This is a genomic window from Paenibacillus sp. MAHUQ-63, assembly GCF_028765165.1.
Classification (GTDB): domain Bacteria; phylum Bacillota; class Bacilli; order Paenibacillales; family NBRC-103111; genus Paenibacillus_E.
This window is the reverse complement of the sequence record NZ_JARADB010000001.1, coordinates 1194468-1213441: the sequence shown is the minus strand read 5'-3', so window position 1 is coordinate 1213441 and position 18974 is coordinate 1194468. Positions and strand designations below refer to the sequence as shown.

Below are 18974 nucleotides of genomic sequence, written 5' to 3'. Positions count from 1 at the left end.
TTCCGGCCCTCCGTGTTATTTTTTCTTTGACGTTTTGGCGGGAGGAGGCTGTCGGTACACATTTTGGCTCAGTCCTTCAGGCCTTGTGAGTAATCTCCGCCAAGGAAGCCGGATGAAGATATCCTTCAAATTCGCCGGAATCAGCGGAGAAACCGGCGCCATATAAGGGACGCCGAACGATTTAATGGAGCACATGTGTATAAGAATGAACATGCATCCGAATAAGATGCCGAAGAGTCCCAGCAGTCCGGCCATCATCATGAGCATGAAGCGGATCAGTCTTGCCGCAACCGCAAGATTAATCGCCGGTGTGACAAAGTTGGAAATCGCTGTAAAAGATACCACGATCACCATCGCCGCTGATACGAGCCCGGCCTGCACCGCCGCCTGACCGAGCACCAGAGCCCCTACAATGGAGATCGCGGGGCCAACGACGCGCGGCATCCGTACGCCCGCCTCACGCAGCACCTCGAACGTAATCTCCATCAGAAACGCTTCCACGAGGGCAGGGAAAGGAACTCCTTCCCTTTGGGCGGCGAGGGAAATCAGCAGGGTGGTGGGCAGCATCTCCTGATGAAAAGTCGTGATCGCGATATAGAGAGACGGCAGCAGCATGGAGACGAAGAAAGAAGCATACCGAAGGAGACGCACGAATGAAGCTATATCATACCGCTGGTAATAGTCCTCGCTGGATTGCAGGAATTTGTAGAAGGTGATGGGCGCCATCAAAGCGAAGGGGGTACCGTCGACAAGGATCAACAGCTGACCTTCCAGAATTCCCGCTGCCGCCGCATCGGGGCGTTCGGTGTTCAGCAGGGTAGGAAAAGGCGTATAGCCCTTGTCCTCGATAAATTCCTCAATGTAAGAGCTCTCTAGTATGCTGTCCGTATCAATAAGCGAAAGCCGTCTGCGCGTTTCATTCAACACCTTTTCATTCACGATGCCGGTGATGTAGGTGATGATGATTTCGGTACGGGTCAGACGACCGATCTTCATGCTTTCAAAGCGGAGGTCCGGAGACTTGATCTTCCTGCGCAGCAAAGCCAGATTCGTCCGGATATCTTCCGTGAAACTTTCCTTGGGTCCGCGAATCACTGTTTGCGTCTGCGGTTCTTCGATTGCGCGCTTCTCCCAGCCGGTCGTACAGGCGATGAAGGCTTCGTCGAAGCCGTCGATCAAGATGGCGGTGCCGCCTTCCAGAATGGCGCTGAGCACCTCAAGCTCATGCTTAGCCTCAAATAGCTCGCTGACGGTAATGGTTTGCTGCAGAATTTCATGAATCCCGCAATATTGTTCACTGACCGATTCCGTGGCTTTGACGTTTAAGAGAGGTTGGATGAGATGCTTATGAATAGATTCGGATTGCGCGAGCCCGTCGATGTACATGAGCGCAAGGGAGTAGTGATCCTGCGTTACCTGCATATCGAGCAAGCGAATAATGATATCGGGAGAATCGCCGAGCATTTCCTGCAGTTTCGAAAGGTTGGCGTGCAAATCCTGTGATAATGGGATGGCGGGTTTCAGAGAAGATTTCATCAGCAGAAGCCCTCGTTTCCTGAATTGGTAGTATCTTCCCACACATTCGAGCGTTTTATTCGATAAGCCCTATTGACTAATGCTCCGGCGATGCATATAATAGTCCTTAATCATCTTATCTGATGAGCTACACGAATGAATCGGCTATGAAGAGGAAGAAGTCATAAGGGCACTTATGCGCAGAGAGCGTTGGGCTTGCTGAAACCATCGCCTTAATCCCTTACGTACGAAGTCACCTCGGAGCTGTTTTCCTGAAACTTGCAGTTCGGCTGCAAGCAGTAGGGAGAATCGGAAGAGCACACGTTATCGTGCTGAGGGTATGATTCATGACGAACATACCTGCTAAGGCTATGTGCTGTGAGGCGTGTAGCAAATTTGGGTGGTACCACGGAAGCTTAAACCCCTTTCGTCCCGTTTAACACGTTATACGCGTGTCCGGGATGAATGGGGTTTTTCTCATTCTCTAAAGAAGCACGATGTATGACAAGTACTTATTTTTTGAGAGGAGGATCACAATGAATGTTCAAACTGAACCAAAGAGGTCTAAGGAAGAACTAATTGACAAGCTGACGAAGCCGGACCTGATCACAGGCTCCGAAATTCTGCTAAGAAGCTTATTGCTGGAGGGTGTGGACTGCGTCTTCGGCTATCCGGGCGGCGCTGTTCTGTACATTTACGATGCGATGCATGGCTTTTCCGATTTCAACCACCTGCTGACAAGACATGAGCAAGGAGCCATTCATGCTGCCGACGGCTACGCGCGTTCCACAGGCAAAGTTGGCGTATGTATCGCTACATCAGGACCGGGGGCGACGAACCTCGTCACGGGGATCGCGACGGCTTACATGGATTCCGTTCCGCTTGTTGTCATCACAGGGAACGTTGCAACGAACTTTATTGGTACGGACGCTTTCCAAGAAGCTGACATTACAGGCATTACGATGCCGATTACGAAGCACAGCTACCTGGTTAGGGACGTAAACGATCTGCCGCGCATCATTCATGAAGCGTTCCATATTGCGAACTCCGGTCGTAAAGGTCCGGTTCTCATTGACATACCAAAGGATGTCTCCGCTCATAAAACGATATTTAAGCCCGTAACGGAAGTCAACATCCGCGGCTACAATCCGACGGTACAGCCGAACAAGCTGCAAGTCGACAAGCTGCTTAAGGCGATTGAAGAATCGGAGCGTCCGGTCATTATCGCAGGCGGCGGCGTTGTATACGCAGACGCATCCAAGGAATTGATCGAGTTCGTGAATGCGACGCAAATTCCGGTAGCAACGACGCTGCTCGGACTGAGCGGCTTCCCAAGCGCGCACGAGCTGTGGCTCGGTATGCCGGGGATGCACGGAACTTACACAGCGAACACCGCTATCCAGAATGCGGACCTCATCATCTCCATCGGCTCGAGATTCGATGACCGCGTAACGATGAACTTGAACGGTTTCGCTCCTAAGGTGAAAACGATCGCTCATATCGATGTGGATCCTGCGGAAATCGGCAAGAACGTGAAGACGGACATTCCGTGCGTCGGCGATGTGAAGACCGTTCTGGCTCTGGCGAATCAGAAAGCCAAGCCGGCTAAGAGCGCAGCATGGATTGCCGAAGTTCAAGCGAACAAAGAGAAGTTCCCGCTGAAGTACGGCGATACCGAGACGGAACTGAAACCGCAATACGTTGTTGAGATGATCAGCGAGACAACGAAAGGCGAAGCGATCGTAACGACGGACGTCGGTCAACATCAGATGTGGGCGGCACAGTTCTACAAATTCAAGAACCCGCGCTCCTTGGTAACGTCCGGCGGACTTGGCACCATGGGCTTCGGCTTCCCTTCCGCGATCGGCGCGCAAATGGGCAACCCGGACAAACTGGTTGTATCCATCAATGGCGACGGCGGCGTTCAAATGTGCGCGCAAGAGCTTGCGATCTGTGCGATTCACAACATTCCGGTGAAGATTGTGATTCTCAACAACCAAGTGCTCGGCATGGTTCGCCAATGGCAGGAAATCATTTACGATAACCGCTACAGCCACATCGATTTGGCCGGCAGCCCGGATTTCGTAAAACTTGCGGAAGCTTACGGCGTCAAAGGTCTGCGTGCCACGACGAAGGAAGAAGCAAGAAAAGCTTGGCAGGAAGCGCTTGACACACCTGGACCGGTCTTGATTGATTTCGTCGTGCCAAAAGGAGAGAACGTGTTCCCGATGGTTAAAGCAGGCGATACAATTAGCGACATGTTAATGGGGGATTCGGAATGATGACGACAACTAAACATACGATTTCCGTACTCGTAAACAATCAGCCCGGTGTTCTGCAGCGCGTTTCCGGATTGTTCGGACGCCGCGGCTTCAATATTGAAAGTATTACCGTAGGAGAGTCCGAAGAACTCGGACTTTCCCGGATGGTTATCGTCACGACGGGGGATGACAGCACGCTGGAGCAAATTTCCAAGCAGCTGTACAAGCTGATCGACGTAATCAAAGTCGTTGACCTGAGCTCGAACCCGATGGTAGCGAGAGAGCTCGCGCTGATTAAAGTGAATGCGGAGCCGATCATGCGTCCCGAAATTCTCGGAATTGTAGAAACATTCCGCGCCGCAGTAGTCGATATTGGACCTTCTTCAATCATCGTGCAAGTTGTGGGAGATTCGGATAAAATAGATGCAATGGTAGAATTGCTTCGTCCTTATGGCATCCGCGAGCTTTCCCGTACGGGAGCTACAGCCATGATTCGCGGTTCCGTCAGATAAATAGTTTGAAATTTTAAAATAAAGCAGCAACAAAGCAGCAGGCAAGGCTCCTTGAGTGGGGCTTTGAGCGGCGGACTCTTTAGCGCTTGAAAAGGGTAAACCGTTGAAACACCCACTCAAGGGGTAGACAAAACGGATTCATCATATCAAAGGAGGATTTATACGAAATGGCAGTTACAACTTACTATGAAAAAGATGCAGACTTAGCGGTACTTAAAGGTAAAACAATCGCAGTTATTGGTTATGGTTCCCAAGGACACGCTCAAGCCCAAAACTTGCGTGACAGCGGGTTGAACGTTATCATCGGTCTTCGTGAAGGCCGTTCCTGGAACGCAGCGAAAAACGACGGTTTCGAAGTCGTAACCGTAGAAGAAGCTGCTACACGCGCTGATGTGATCCAAATCTTGATGCCGGACGAAACACAAGCTCGCGTTTACCGTGAGTCCATTCAACCGAACATGAAAAAAGGCGCAGCACTTATGTTCTCCCACGGTTTCAACATTCATTTCGGCCAAATCGTAGCTCCTGAAGGTACGGATGTATTCTTGGTTGCTCCTAAATCCCCAGGTCACATGGTACGTCGTACTTATGTTGAAGGCTTCGGCGTTCCTGGCTTGATCGCGATCGAGAAAGACGCTACTGGCAACGCGAAAGCAATCGGTCTTGCTTATGCAAAAGGTATTGGCTGTACGCGCGCAGGGGTTATCGAAACTTCCTTCCGTGAAGAAACAGAAACTGATTTGTTCGGTGAGCAAGCCGTTCTTTGCGGCGGTGCATCTGAACTCGTTAAAGCAGGTTTCGAAACATTGGTTGAAGCTGGTTATGCACCTGAAATGGCTTACTTCGAGTGCTTGCACGAGCTGAAATTGATCGTTGACATGATGTATGAAGGCGGAATCTCCTCCATGCGCAGTTCCATCTCCAACACAGCGGAGTACGGTGACTATGTAACAGGACCTCGCATCATCACAGCTGAAACGAAAAAAGAGATGAAAGCTGTTCTAGCTGACATCCAACAAGGTAAATTCGCTCGCGACTTCATCTTGGAGAACCAATCCAACTTCGCGTTCATGAACGCGACTCGCCGCAACGAAGCTCAACACCCAATCGAGGTTGTTGGTTCCCAATTGCGCGAAATGATGCACTGGATCAAAAAGTAATTGAATGCTTGATTGAATCATATAGTTATTCATCCCCACAGGGAGTGATTGCGGAGAATTTCCCAGTCACTCCCTGTGAATACTATTTAGACGAGTAAATATTTAGGAGGTGACCATGGTGCGCAAAATCTACATCTTTGATACAACACTCAGAGACGGAGAACAATCGCCAGGCGTGAATCTGAACACCCAAGAGAAGGTCGAAATCGCGCTTCAACTAGAGAAGCTGGGTGTCGATCGGATGGAGGCCGGCTTCCCGGCTGCATCACCTGGTGACTTGGCGGCCGTCAATGCCGTGGCGAGAGCGGTGAAGAACGCCTCTGTCATCGGTCTGTCCCGCTCGAAGGAGACGGACATCGAGGCGGTCCGTGAGGCGCTGCAGGGCGCTCAGGATCCGTGCATTCATTTATTTCTGGCGACTTCCCCGATCCATCGCAAGCATAAGCTGAAGATGGAGAAGCACCAGGTGCTGGAAACGGCGGAAGCCGCAATCAAATATGCGAAGAAATATTTCAGCAAAATCGAGTTCTCGCTCGAAGATGCGGGCCGTACGGAGCTGGACTTCATCGCGGAAGTGACGGCAATGGCTGTACGCGCCGGGGCTTCGGTAGTGAACATTCCGGATACGGTCGGTTATATGACGCCGTACGACTACGGCAATATTTTCAAAATGCTGAAAGAAACGGTCCCAGGCATTGAGAAAATCCAGCTGAGCGCACATTGCCATGACGATCTCGGCATGGCGACGGCGAATGCGCTGGCGGCGGTTCTGAACGGTGCCGACCAAATCGAAGGCACCATCAACGGGATCGGTGAGCGGGCAGGGAACACCTCGATCGAGGAAGTCGTGCTGGCGCTGGAAACTCGCCAGGACTTCTACCAAGCGAAGACATCGCTGGTATTGAGCGAGATCTACCGCACCAGCCGTTTGGTCAGCAAGCTGACCGGCATGGTGGTGCCAGGCAACAAAGCGATCGTCGGCGCGAACGCGTTCGCTCACGAGTCGGGCATTCATCAGGATGGCATGCTGAAAGAGAAAACGACTTACGAGATCATTTCTCCGGAGACCATCGGTGTCAAGGAAAGCAAGCTCGTCATGGGCAAGCACTCCGGCCGCCACGCCTTCCGCGAGAAATTGATCGATCTTGGCTACGACCTTGCCGAAGAGCAAGTGAACGTAGCGTTCGGCAAGTTCAAAGATTTGGCCGACCGCAAGAAGCAGGTTGAAGACGAAGATATTCGCGCACTGATCGAAGAGAAGCTGATCGAAACGCCGGAAATCTTCGCGCTGGGCACGCTGCAAGTGGCGTACGGCAACCAAATGACACCGACGGCGACCGTACATGTCCGCTTCCAAGACGGCAGCGAAGTGGCGGAAAGCGCCGTGGGCAACGGTTCCGTCGATGCGATCTATAATGCGATCGACAAGGCGACGAAGGAAGAGGTCGAGCTCGACGACTATTCCATCAAGTCGGTTTCCCACGGGAAGGATGCGCTCGGTGAGGTGCATGTCGTACTCAAGCAGAACGATGTGTCCGTTCAAGGACGGGGCATTTCGACCGACATTCTGGAAGCAAGCGCCAAGGCTTACTTGGACGCTGTGAACAGGCTCATTGATAAACGCAAGACGCCGACAAGCAACAGAAGCAATGTGACGCTGATTTAATCAGCCGATCATGATATGACGGAACGATCAGGATAAGCACCTCACCTCCAAGCTAGAGGAGGGGTGCTTTCTACAAATGCGAAAGGATGCGTCCATATATGAAATATCGATTTTCTAAATCGCTAGAAGGTTTCTCATCCTCGGCGGTACGAGAAATTCTCAAGCTGACTCAAGGCAGCTCGATCATTTCTTTTGCCGGCGGACTGCCTGCCGAAGAGTTTTTCCCATTGGACGCGGTGAGCGATGCGTTTAAACGCGTTATAGGCGGCGGGAAGTCAGCGCTGCAGTACGGCCTTACAGAAGGGTACAAGCCGCTGCGCGAGTCCTTATGCAAACGGATGGCCGCCAAGAACATGCAGGTAACGCCGGATCAAATGCTGCTCACGACGGGCTCTCAGCAAGCCATTGATCTGCTGACCCGCGTCTATATTGATGAAGGCGATATCATTCTGGTGGAAAGACCGACCTACCTAGCGGCGATTCAAGTTTTTCAGGCCAAAGGCGCCAAAATCATTTCCGTCGAGAGCGATAACGATGGCATGATTCTGGAAGATCTGGCAGCTAAGGTCGCGCAGCATAATCCGAAATTGGTCTATGTGATCCCGACGTTCTCGAATCCGGCAGGCCGTGTATGGAGCTTGGAACGCCGCCAAGGGCTGCTGAACATTTGCCGCGAGGCGGATGTGCTGATCCTGGAGGACGATCCGTACGGAGAGATTCAATTCGACGGCGATGCAACCTATCCGTCCGTCTTCTCGCTGGGCGGTGCGGCGGAAGGCGGCAATGTGGTGTATACCAGCACATTCTCCAAAACAGTAGCGCCTGCATTCCGGACAGGCTGGGTCATGGGCGACGAAGAGATTATTCGCCAGCTTGCCCGTTTCAAGCAATCGGCCGATCTGCACTCCAGCACGATCGACCAGCAGACGCTGTATCACCTGTTGGAGCACTTCGATCTGGATGCGCATATCGCGTTGATCCGCGAGCAGTATCAAGACCGCATGACTTTCATGTCCGGCTTGCTGAAAGAACTGAACTGGCCTGGCCTGAAGTGGGAAGATCCGAAGGGCGGCATGTTCATCTGGGTCGAGCTTCCTGAGCATATTCGCGCAGAGGAGCTGCTCAAAATCGCCGTCAAGGAAGGCGTGGCTTTCGTACCGGGCTCGACGTTCTATGCCGAGAATCCGCAGTATAACACGATGCGCTTGAACTACACGCATACGGATCGCGAGAACACGATTCTCGGGATGCAGCGGTTGGCGAAAGCGATGGAATCTTACTTACAAAGCGTATAACACAAAAAGCATCGGCAAGTGTCATCACTTGCCGATGCTTTTTTGTTATGGCCAAACCCTACATATTGATTGCGCGCACTTGTAAGCCCTTGAGTGCGACTTTGTTACCCGACGGGTCGCTGATCTTCACGGTGACTTGCTCGCCGGCCAGTAAGTCCATGAAGTTATCGCTGAAGCGGATGTTGCCCTGCGGAACGTCGATCTTCACCATGCGGGCGTGAGCGCCTTGCGCCGTGATTTGCACCGTTTGCGCAGCTTCGTCCACGATAACGCTCAGCTTGGTCTGCGGCAGCTGGAGATCCTTCTGATCGCGCAGATAGAACAGGTTGTCCGGCGCCGCCCATGCCGTTGTGCTCAGCTTAACGACCACCTCGCTTGGCGAAGCGCCTCCCAGCACATCGGCTTCTTCCAGGCTGCCGAGCATGACGGCTGCATTCGCCGCTACTTGAGCCGGGAACGTATGGCTGAACAGCTCCTCGCCTGCGAAGTTCAACACCGTCAGCACGACATCTCCGGCCAGCACGTCCAGCGTGTCGTTAACCGCCCAGACGCGAAGCGGTTGTCCTGGCTCGTGATCGAGTGAAAGCAGCAGCGGGTGATAAAACTTTTTGGCATAGTAGAAAGAAGCTTTCGGCAGCAGCTCATAGTCGATCAGCGACCAGCTCGTTCCCGGCCAGCTGTCGTTGAGCTGCCATACGAGCGATCCGCTCGTCCGGTGCTTGTTGCGCCGGTAGTGCTCGATACCGTATTTCAAGCCCTCGGCTTGGGTCAGCATGGAGAAGTTCATATACGCCTCGATGTCGGACGGAATGCCGGTGTAGCCTTCCATAAGCAGGATGCCCTTCTGATGATTCGTATCCTTGTTCCGATACGCCATTTCTACGCTGTTCCAATAAAACTGGCCGTCCGGAATATTTTTCTCCAGCGTGTACCGGTTCGCGGAAGCGTGCATGCCGAATTCACTGCTGAAGAGGGTGAAGTCTTTCTTGTAATTTTTGAACGTGACGCCTTCGATACTGTAATCCAGAAGCGGTGCATCGCCGAACTGGCGAGGATAGACAGAACCGTGCCACACCTGCCAATTATGCCGGTCGCCGACATCGGGATCGTTCGCGTCATTGCCGCCGAATGGGGAGGAAGGCCAGTAAGCGCGGCTGTCATCGAGCAGCTCCAGCGCCTCCGGGATCAGTTCATGATAGATGATTTCCCCCCAGAACGGGCAGTCAATGTCGCCTCCGGACGATTTCATATCGTAGAGCCAGTCAATTTCGTTGTTTCCGCACCATAAAGCCAGGGACGTATAATTGCGTAACCGCTTGATGTTGTAGACGACTTCTCGGCGTACGTTCTCCATGAAGTCATGGTTATAATCAGGGAATAACGCGTTCGCGAAGGCAAAATCCTGCCAAACGAGCACACCGCGCTTGTCGCACTCTTCATAGAACACGTCTTTCTCATAAATGCCGCCGGCCCAAATACGCAGCATATTCATATGGGACGTGACGGAGAGATCGATCAAATCCCGGTAGCGCTGATCCGGAATGCTGCCGATGAAGTGATCGGCAGGAATCCAGTTCGCACCTTTGGCGAACAGCTTCACGCCGTTGAGGATGAAAGCGAACGCGTTCCTGCCTTGGTCATCCTGCAGCTGGAGTTCGATCGTCCGAATCCCGAAGGCTTTCTTATAACGGTCTACGAGCTCACCGTCGGCATAGAGCAGAACCTCCAGCTCGTACAAGTACGGCTCGCCGAGATCATGCGTCCACCATAGTCGGGGATTCGCAATATCGAGCGTGAAGGCATGGGTGGATGCCCTGCTCCCGCTTGCTTCAATCGCGCTCGCCGAGGCGGCAACTTGGCCGTCATGCGCTAGCAGGCGCACTTCATATTCCCGCTCAATGCCCTTACGGAAAGAGATGGCATCCACGTCGACCGCAATCGATGCGGCGGACTCGGAGCGCGATACCGTTCTGGCGAACACGCTGTCCAGCTTGGCCAGGCGCTTGCGTTCAAGGCGAACCTTCCCCCAGATGCCGACAGTAACCATGCGCGGACCCCAATCCCAGCCGAAATTCATCGCGGCTTTGCGCAGCCAAGGCCGTTCCTTCGTATAGGAGGACCATTGAACAAGCTCTTTGTCCCGGTTGTGCAAATATAAAGGATCGAATTTGACGGCGATCGTATTCTTGCCATCCACAAGCACACGCGTCACATCGAACGTATAGCCCATGAGCATATTGTTCGTCGTGCCGATTTCCTTACCGTTGACATAAATCGTGGCGAAGGTGTCGAGGCCTTCGAACGTCAGTTCGTGCTTCTCGCCCGGATTCGCTTCGAACGAATAGTTGAAGGCGCAGCGGTACCACCACTCCTTCTTCTCGATCCATCGGCTCTTCGCATCGTTATGTCCGAAATAAGGGTTATCGATAAGCCCGCGCTCGATAAGGGCGGAATGCACATCGCCAGGTACCTGCGCTGTAATCCAGAAGCGGTCGTCCAGTCCGGCTGCCGCTACTTCGAGCGGTTTAGCCTCGCCAACCTCGAATTGTTGAAGTCTCCATAAGCCTGATAATTCCATGTGTTGTTCTCTCCCTTGATTGTTGGTGCCTTATGATAGAGGAGTCAGCTTAACCTGTTTGACAGCTTCCTCCCTGAATTCGCTTGGCGTTTTCCCCGTGAACTTTTTGAACACTTGACTGAAATACTTGATATCCTCGAATCCTACCGCGCCCGCAACTTCGGCGACTTTGGCCGGGGATACCGCGAGAATTTCCATCGCCCGGTTGATTTTCTGCCGGGTCACATAGTCGCCGAAGGTAATGCCGGCTTCCTTCTTGAACACTTCGCTCAAATGGTTCGGATGCAGATGAACGAATTTGGCGACCTGCTGCAGACTCACGTCTTTGCCCAAATTTTGCTGGATGTAAGCCATCGCTTTCTGGGTATGCGTCGCTTGGCCTTCCCCAAGCCTATGGTGGTAGAGCTCCATGAGGGCGAGCAGGTGCTGGAACAGCACGTCTTTCAGCCCGGTGCCGCGGTGCAGGACGAGCGGACCCACCTGTTCCTCGATGCTGCCGGTGCGCCCAGTAGCGGCCATCACGCGCTCGAGCCAGCGATGCGCCGATAGCGCGGCGGAGCGGGTCAAGGACTCCAGGGATTCGATCGTCATCTGCGGATCTTCCAGCTCCGGCTGCATATACCGGTGCACCCAGTTTTTCAGTGCAATGGAGTCGTTCTCGAGCAGAATGGCGGAAAGCTCCCGTTCCTCCTCATGGGAACAGACCGTCTTGCCTCCTTTGCGAACGACAATATCCGAATAATCCAGGATGGATGTCTCCAAAAGCGGTTTATAGCTATGGGCATATTCAGCTGCTGTATAAGATTCATGCAAATCTTCAGCCCGATGAACCGGCTTTCCGATCGAGAGGCATACTTTGCATTTGAGCAGCCGCTCAATTTTGTCCAGCGCCGCCTGAGGAGGAGCGTAAGCCTCGGAGCCGGCTTTCTGCTGCATAGCGACAACAATCCGCTGCTTGTGAATCAAAGTCTCGCAGCGGATCAGCTCATGCAGCATATTATCTACGGCGAATAAGAGCAGAGAGGTCGCAGCCGCCGACTCATCCCAGCCTTCCGCGGTCACCATGCAGACGTGAAAGAGGCTGCCCTCTGCATCCGGTTGAGGAAGTAAGCGCGGCAAATATTCGGATAACAGATTGGCATCCATAGCTGCCGTCGCGCCTTCAATCACCAGCTGTTCGAATAGCCGGTTGCGGATCTCTTTATTTTTGTACTGATCTTGGTTATGGTGCTTCCACTTCTGTTCAATGCTCTGCTTGACCTTGAGCACGGTCTTCATGATTTCTTCGGGACGGCTGGATTTCAGCAAATAGTCGCTGACGCCCTGCCTGATCGCCTGCTGCATATAGACGAAATCGTCATAGCCCGAGAGAATGATCGTTTCGATTTCCGGCAGCAGTTCTTTGGCCTTGGCGGCAAGCTCCAGACCGTTCATATGCTTCATGCGAATGTCGGTCAACAGAATATGAGGATGCTCCTCCGGCATACGCCGCAGCGCTTCTTCCGCCGAGGCGGCCGGTGCCAGCAAATCGATCCCGATCTCTTTCCATTTGATGACTTTCGCAAGTCCCGTACGAATGATGACTTCATCGTCAACGATCATGATTCTCATGGCGTTCCTCCAATATTGGTATGACAAATGAAACGCAGGTGCCCGCTTGCCATTTGCTCTCGACCGTCAGGCCGGATTCAGGTCCATAATGCAGCTGCAGCCGTTCATGCACATTGCGCATACCGTAGCTTGCATCGGCTGCAGGCAGGCCATGCTGCGGATTCAAGCTGGCCCGGACTGCGTTCAGCTGCTCCTCGGTCATCCCGATGCCGTCATCCATAACTTTGAAATGGATCATAGATCCTTTTTGCTCGATATAGATGGCTATGTTGCCCTTGACCTCTTTCTTCTGAATGCCATGAATCATCGCATTCTCCACCAGCGGTTGAAGCAGCAGCTTCAGCATATAGGTGTTATTCAGCGCAGCGTCGACGGTGTAGGCAACCTCGAATTCATCGGGGAAGCGAATCGACTGCACGAGGACATAATTCCGAATATGGGCGATCTCTTGAGCGACGGTGCAGTATTCCTTGCCTTTGTTCAAGCTGAACCGCAGGAAGTCGCTCAATGCCCCGACCATCTCGGCAATGCGTTCCTCCTCAGCGAGCAGTGCGATCCAATGAATGGACGACAGCGTATTGTACAGAAAATGCGGATTGATTTGCGCCTGCAGCGCTCGCATGTCCGCTTCCTTTTTGCGCGTCTCCTCATGAATGAGCTGCTTCTTGAGCGCTTCGATATGCGTGCCCAGCATATTGTAGCTCTGTGCGAGCCTTCCGATTTCATCCCGCGAATCCGCTGCATATTGCGGCAGGGGCTCGTTGGGATTAATTTTGCTGAGCAGACGTGTTAGAACGCGAAGCGGATTCGTCACCCGTTGAATCACGAACAATGTCAGCACAACGTTCGTCAGCACAGCCAGCACGACGGCGATGCCGGATAGCTGCAAAATATACCTGTTTTGTGCGCGATAGAGCTGAGAGGGGATGATACCGAGCAGCGTCCATCCGATGGAAGGCTCCCGGTAATACAGCACATTCTGCTTGTCCTTCCCTTGGCCGTAGGTCCACTCGCCGGAAGGCTTCGCTTGGATGTTCTTGCTGACGCCGGGGAAGATCGACTCGACAGGCAGGGTAAGCCAGCTCTTGTCGGTCGCCGACATAATGTCATTGCGTGTGTTGAGCAGCGCTACCTGCCCGTGGCCTTCGGCCAGCTTCGGTTCGGACCAGATGCGGGACAGCACCTGCTCGTCGAGCGTAATCGAGAGCCATCCCAGCGTTTGATAATTGTTATAGCTGCGGTAAGGACGAATGAAGGAAAACACCCGCCGATCGCCTAAATAATTTTGGATATGATACAGATTCGTCCACGTTTTATCCTTGATCTGACCGATATCGACCATTTCAAGCATGTTCGTTTTGTAAATCGTCGACGTGGAGAGAGGGTCGCTTGCATTCGGATTGTTTGAAAAGATCGTAATGTTTGAAATGTAATCCTTGGAGTAAACGAGATTGGTCATGAGGCCTAAAATTTTGATTTTGGCCGTTTCGTCCGGTCTATTCATATACGCCTGAACTTCGCTTTGTCCGATGAGGAAGAGCGACATGTTCTCCACATCCTGCAAAATGAAACGGAATTTGGCGTCCATCTGCGCCAGTGTGTCCAGGCCCGCCTGCTGGGCCTTCTCCTCCGTAATGTTGGAGGAGATGACGAAGGCGAACGTACCGAGGAACAGCAAAGGGATCAATGTCGTCATGAGCATAATGACGGATAGTTTGCTTCTCAGCGAATCGCCGAACCATTTGACCATAACGCTATTGACCTCCTTAGCTGTGTGTTTCGATCCGAATTAGCCTTTCACGGCGCCGGCGGTCATGCCTTTCATCACCTGCTCTTGGAAGCCCAAGTAGACGGCGATGGTCGGAATAACGGCAATTGTCATGGCGGCAAGCGTCAAGCCGTAATCGGTTTGATAGCCGTCAGCAAAGTTGGCGATGCTCAGCGGCAATGTTTTCATGCTGCTTTTGGAAATGAAAACGAGCGCGAACGAAAAGTCGTTCCAGAAATGCAGAAAGCTCAAGATGATAACAGTTGATAGAGCCGGTAGTGAAATTGGCAGCATTATGCGCCAGAATACACCCCAAAGCCGTGTGCCGTCAATATAGGCGGCTTCTTCGATCTCTTTGGGCACCGAGGACAGGTAAGCCGTCAGTACGAAGATCGCCGTTGGCAGAGCGAAGGCGGTATAAGGCAGAATAAGTGCCCAGTACGAGTTCAGCAGGCCAACCTGCTTCAGCAGAATGAAGAGCGGAACCAGCGTGCTGTGAATCGGAATCAGCATCCCGATCACGAAGAACGTCAGAATGAGGCCTTTGAAACGGAACTTCAGTCTGGCAAGCACATAGGCGGCCAGGGAGCTGACGAATAAAGTAAGTGCCAGCGATACCAGGGAAACAATGACGGAGTTTAGGAAGGCCGTCCCCATTTTGGACGATTTCCAGGCTGTAGCGTAGTTGGCGAATTGCCAGGAAGTCGGAAGCCCGAACGGACTGTTGAAGAATTCCCCTGTCGTCTTGAAAGAGGAAATGATGAGCCAGAGCAATGGAAATAACGTTAGAACGGCGTAGATGGTTAAAAAGGTCCACAGCACGCCTTGCTTGATCAGCCCGAATGACAAGGCTGTTTTGGATGATCTTGCTTGTACAGGTTGTGCGGCAATAGGTTGCATGCGCGCGTTCCTCCTTTCATTATGCTTTCGATTTGCGGCTGGTAATCCATTGGCTTAAGCCGATGAAGATCAAGCTGATGAGGACGATTGACGTAGAGATCGCACTTCCGAAGCCGTAACGGTAAGAGGAGAACGTCGAGTTATACATATACGTTGCGAGCAGCTCGGTCGCGTGAGCAGGACCGCCCTTGGTCATCACATAAACGAGATCGAAGGATTTCAAGCTGCCGGAGATACATAGAATGATGGCGATTTGCACGGTCGTCCAGATCATAGGCAGCGTGATCGAGAACATTTTGCGGGCTCCCTCAGCGCCGTCGATTTGAGCGGCATCGTGAATTTCGCCGGGAATGTTTTGGAAAGCGGAAATGAAAATAATGAGATATAGTCCTACGAAGCTCCAGATGAGCGGAGGCGCTAGCGCGAAGATGGCGATTTTCGAATCCGACAGCCACTGCAGCTTCCAGCTAGACAATCCCAGCTTGTCGAGCAGGAAGTTCAGGATGCCGATTTGCGGGTGATAAATGTACTGCCAGATCATCCCGATGACGACGGAGGAGAGGACCATTGGAACGAATACGGCCGAGCGGATGAACCTTTGCAGCGCATTGCTTTTATGAAGCAGAATAGCCAGTATAAGCGCGATAGGAAGCTGGCCGAAGACGGATACGATCAAGAAAATAAAGTTATTTTTCAATGATCTCCAGAAAATCGGATCGTGGATGATCTCCACATAGTTTTTCAGACCGATAAATTTCGCCGCTCCGATTCCTTTCCAGTCAAAAAAGCTGTAGTACGAGGACCAGATGACGGGGACGAATACGAATAAAGCATAGATTAAAATGGCAGGCGCAAGACTTAGTATAACGAACCTGCGGACATAGGATGCATTCATTATGCTCACTTCCTTTGCATGTGAAAGTATCTAGCCCTGCCACAGATGTGGAGGGCTGGATATTTTTAGTATAAGTGTTTATTTACCGACTGCGCTTGCTTGCGAATCTTGAATCTTCTTCGCGATCGCTTCGGCGTTACCGCCCATCAGCAGCTCTTGCAAGCTGTTATTGATGACTTCAACGGTCGCTGAACTCAATTTGGAATCGTAAACTGGCGTGATTTTCGTCGTTTTCATCAGTTCGTTCAACTCAACGAAGAGCGGATGCGCTTTGCTTGGGTCCAGATCGATCTTGTAGCTCACGAGCGTAGAGCTGTTAAGCGTTGCTTGCTGGCCTTCCGGTCCGGATAGAGCATAGAACAGCTTAAGCGCAGCGTCTTTCTTCGCGCCTGTCAGCTTCTTGCTGACGCCAAGGCCTGTTCCGACGACGCCGGACGTTGTTTGAGCTTCGCCCTTACCGCCGTTAACCGGAGGCAGCAGCGCGATGTGCGTGTTCGCAAGTACATCTTTCGGTGTGTTCTGCACAACGTCGGCCATCGCCCAACCGCCGTCGATGAACATAGCGGCTTTGCCTTGGAAGTACAGCTGTCTCATCTGATTTTGATCGATGCTGTTGAAGCCGTCTTGGAACGCTTTGTTGTCGCTGAGCGATTTGAGCGTATTCAAGGATTGGATGAATTCCGGATCGGTGAATTTGGCGCCATCTTGCTTCGCCGCTTTCAGGAACCAGTCCGTGCCTGTCGTCCGGTCGGCAATCGCACTGAAGATCGTGGATTGAACCGCCCAGTTGGCTTTGTTGCCAAGCGCGATCGGGATGATTTTGTTGTCGTTGAACGTTTTGATCGCCGCGTTAAGCTCGTCCCACGTTTTTGGCACTTGTACCTTATATTGATCGAAGAGCGCTTTGTTGTAATAAATGAAAGAAGTCGGCGATAAGTTCATCGGAACGGAGTACACTTTACCGTCAACGGTATAGCCGTCCAGCGCGTTCGGAATGAAGTTGTTTTTCCACTCCGGCTTGCTGTCCAGGAATTCATTGATCGGCTGCAGCAGGTCTCCGCTAACGAATTCCTTCGTCATCGCATCCGGCCACATCACGAACAGGTCCGGCATTTCGTTTGCCGCGGCTACCGTTTTCAAACGGGTTTTCAAACCGTCTGTCGGAAGTCCTTCAACCTCGAGCTCGATATCGGTGTTTTGCGCTTTGAAGTCGTCGAGAATTTTGCGCATCGCGATCGCTTTCGCATCTTGACCGGACCAGTTATGCCAGATGGAGAGCTTGACTTTCTCTTTGGAACCGCCGGCTGCAGCTGTTGCCGCTGCGCTGTCTGCCGCTTTCTCGCCGCCGCCGCAGCCTGCAAGCAGGACGCTCGCCGCGAGCAATACAGTTGATATTTGAGTGAATTTTTTCATGGTAGACCTCCTAGTTATGCATCTATTTGTATATTTTACGGATTCGGTGGAATTTAGTAAGGAGAAGAGGATAAGGAGCAGGGTAGAAAATGATCGGATTATAGCTAGGTCTTAAGAACTGGTGGCGGGACTTCAGCTCCTTATGCTTATTCTTATAGGTGGTACCTATTAAAGCAATAGCTTTTATATCTAATGACCAAGGCAATCTTATGTTACAATGAGAGCATCATATAGTCGATAGAGATGCTGATCTAGCAGCTTTACTAATTGAAGGAGTGAATGACAGTCATGGCAGATGTGAAGAAAATCGCCGTCATCGCTGGAGACGGTATTGGTCCAGAAGTCGTTGCAGAAGCGGAAAAAGTGTTGAAACGTACCGAAGAGCTTTTCGGTTATCAATTTGAAACGGAACATGCGTTATTCGGCGGAATCGCCATCGATCAAACAGGCACACCGCTTCCGGAAGAAACATTGAAGGTTTGCCAATCCGCAGACGCTGTTCTTCTAGGTGCTGTAGGCGGACCTAAGTGGGACAACAACCCGAAAGAAACTCGCCCGGAGACAGGACTTCTTGGTATTCGTAAAGCGCTTGGTTTGTTCTCCAACATTCGCCCGGCTTTCATTTTCGACTGCTTGAAAGAAGCTTCCACGCTTAAGCCTGAAGTTCTCGAAGGCACGGATTTGATTGTTGTTCGTGAATTGACCGGAGGCATCTACTTCGGTGAGAAATTCCGCCGTGAGTCTGCGAACGGTCAAGAAGCCGTCGACACTTGCACATACAACGTGAACGAAGTTGAGCGTATCGCCCGTCAAGCGTTCGACATCGCGCGCACTCGCCGCAAGAAGCTGGCTTCCGTCGACAAGGCGAACGTCTTGGAAACATCCCGCCTGTGGCGTGAAGTGGTTAACCGTGTAGCGGTTGACTATCCGGATGTTGAGCTTGAGCACGTGCTCGTCGACAACTGCGCGATGCAATTGCTGCGCCGTCCGTCTTCCTTCGACGTCATCGTGACGGAGAACATGTTCGGCGACATCCTGAGCGACGAAGCAGCGATGCTGACAGGCTCGATCGGCATGCTGGCGTCCGCTTCCCTGGGCGAAGGCAGCTTCGGCTTGTACGAGCCGGTGCATGGCTCTGCCCCTGATATCGCGGGTCAAGGCATCTCCAACCCGATCGCAACGATTCTTTCCGTTGCTCTGATGTTCCGCTTGACGTTCGGTTACCACGACGCTGCGGATTCCATCGAGCGCGCCGTGAAGGAAGTGCTGGATGCGGGTCACCGCACAGGCGACATCGCCGTTGATAAGAGTAAAGCGATCGGTACGTTGGCTATGGGCCAACTGATCGTTGACGCTATGCGTAAATAAGGAAGAGAGCTTGCCTGCTGAACTAGCGGGCA

13 protein-coding genes are annotated in these 18974 nt (G+C 52.3%); 6 read left to right on the top strand and 7 right to left on the bottom strand.

The genetic code is table 11. The annotated features are described in order from the left end of the window. Positions 1 to 15: 15 nt before the first annotated feature. Entirely contained in the window at positions 16 to 1536 is a 1521-nt protein-coding gene (locus tag PUT07_RS05260; protein ID WP_274466752.1) for a spore germination protein, read from the bottom strand. A gap of 515 nt (positions 1537 to 2051) precedes the next feature. Here PUT07_RS05260 and ilvB point away from each other — a divergent pair. The 5 genes from ilvB to PUT07_RS05235 all read left to right on the top strand — a co-directional run bounded on the left by ilvB (position 2052) and on the right by PUT07_RS05235 (position 8409). Further along, positions 2052 to 3797, top strand: a complete 1746-nt coding sequence (ilvB, locus tag PUT07_RS05255; protein WP_274466751.1) for a biosynthetic-type acetolactate synthase large subunit — start codon at positions 2052 to 2054, stop codon at positions 3795 to 3797. After that, positions 3797 to 4288, top strand: coding sequence for an acetolactate synthase small subunit (gene ilvN, locus PUT07_RS05250; RefSeq protein ID WP_274467472.1), 492 nt, complete (start codon positions 3797 to 3799; stop codon positions 4286 to 4288). Before ilvB ends, ilvN begins: the two co-directional genes overlap by 1 nt. 167 nt (positions 4289 to 4455) lie before the next feature. Next, entirely contained in the window at positions 4456 to 5448 is a 993-nt protein-coding gene (ilvC, locus tag PUT07_RS05245; RefSeq protein WP_274466750.1) for a ketol-acid reductoisomerase, read from the top strand. A 118-nt stretch (positions 5449 to 5566) separates the two neighbouring features. Further along, entirely contained in the window at positions 5567 to 7114 is a 1548-nt protein-coding gene (locus PUT07_RS05240) for a 2-isopropylmalate synthase (protein ID WP_274467470.1), read from the top strand. A 98-nt stretch (positions 7115 to 7212) separates the two neighbouring features. Continuing rightward, entirely contained in the window at positions 7213 to 8409 is a 1197-nt protein-coding gene (locus PUT07_RS05235; RefSeq protein ID WP_274466749.1) for an aminotransferase-like domain-containing protein, read from the top strand. Positions 8410 to 8467: 58 nt separating this feature from the next. Here the strand turns inward: PUT07_RS05235 and PUT07_RS05230 are convergent, their stop codons facing one another. The 6 genes from PUT07_RS05230 to PUT07_RS05205 form a co-directional block, all read right to left on the bottom strand. After that, positions 8468 to 10987 carry a beta-mannosidase gene (locus tag PUT07_RS05230; RefSeq protein WP_274466748.1) on the bottom strand — a complete coding sequence of 840 codons (2520 nt, stop codon included), beginning with the start codon at positions 10985 to 10987 and terminating at the stop codon, positions 8468 to 8470. Between the two features lie 30 nt (positions 10988 to 11017). Continuing rightward, on the bottom strand, positions 11018 to 12598 hold the full coding sequence (locus PUT07_RS05225) for a response regulator (protein WP_274466747.1): 1581 nt from the start codon (positions 12596 to 12598) through the stop codon (positions 11018 to 11020). Continuing rightward, a complete protein-coding gene (locus PUT07_RS05220) occupies positions 12579 to 14348 on the bottom strand; it encodes a sensor histidine kinase (RefSeq protein WP_274466745.1) in 1770 nt (589 codons plus the stop codon). Before PUT07_RS05220 ends, PUT07_RS05225 begins: the two co-directional genes overlap by 20 nt. Positions 14349 to 14387: 39 nt before the next feature. Beyond that, positions 14388 to 15266, bottom strand: a complete 879-nt coding sequence (locus PUT07_RS05215; protein WP_274466744.1) for a carbohydrate ABC transporter permease — start codon at positions 15264 to 15266, stop codon at positions 14388 to 14390. Positions 15267 to 15285: 19 nt separating this feature from the next. Continuing rightward, positions 15286 to 16161, bottom strand: a complete 876-nt coding sequence (locus tag PUT07_RS05210; protein WP_274466742.1) for a carbohydrate ABC transporter permease — start codon at positions 16159 to 16161, stop codon at positions 15286 to 15288. 78 nt (positions 16162 to 16239) lie between these two features. After that, positions 16240 to 17574 (bottom strand): extracellular solute-binding protein, encoded by a 1335-nt coding sequence (locus tag PUT07_RS05205; RefSeq protein ID WP_274466741.1) that lies wholly within the window; start codon positions 17572 to 17574, stop codon positions 16240 to 16242. Between the two features lie 288 nt (positions 17575 to 17862). Here PUT07_RS05205 and leuB point away from each other — a divergent pair, with 288 nt between their 5' ends. Further along, positions 17863 to 18942, top strand: a complete 1080-nt coding sequence (gene leuB, locus PUT07_RS05200; RefSeq protein WP_274466740.1) for a 3-isopropylmalate dehydrogenase — start codon at positions 17863 to 17865, stop codon at positions 18940 to 18942. The last annotated feature ends 32 nt before the right edge of the window (positions 18943 to 18974 follow it).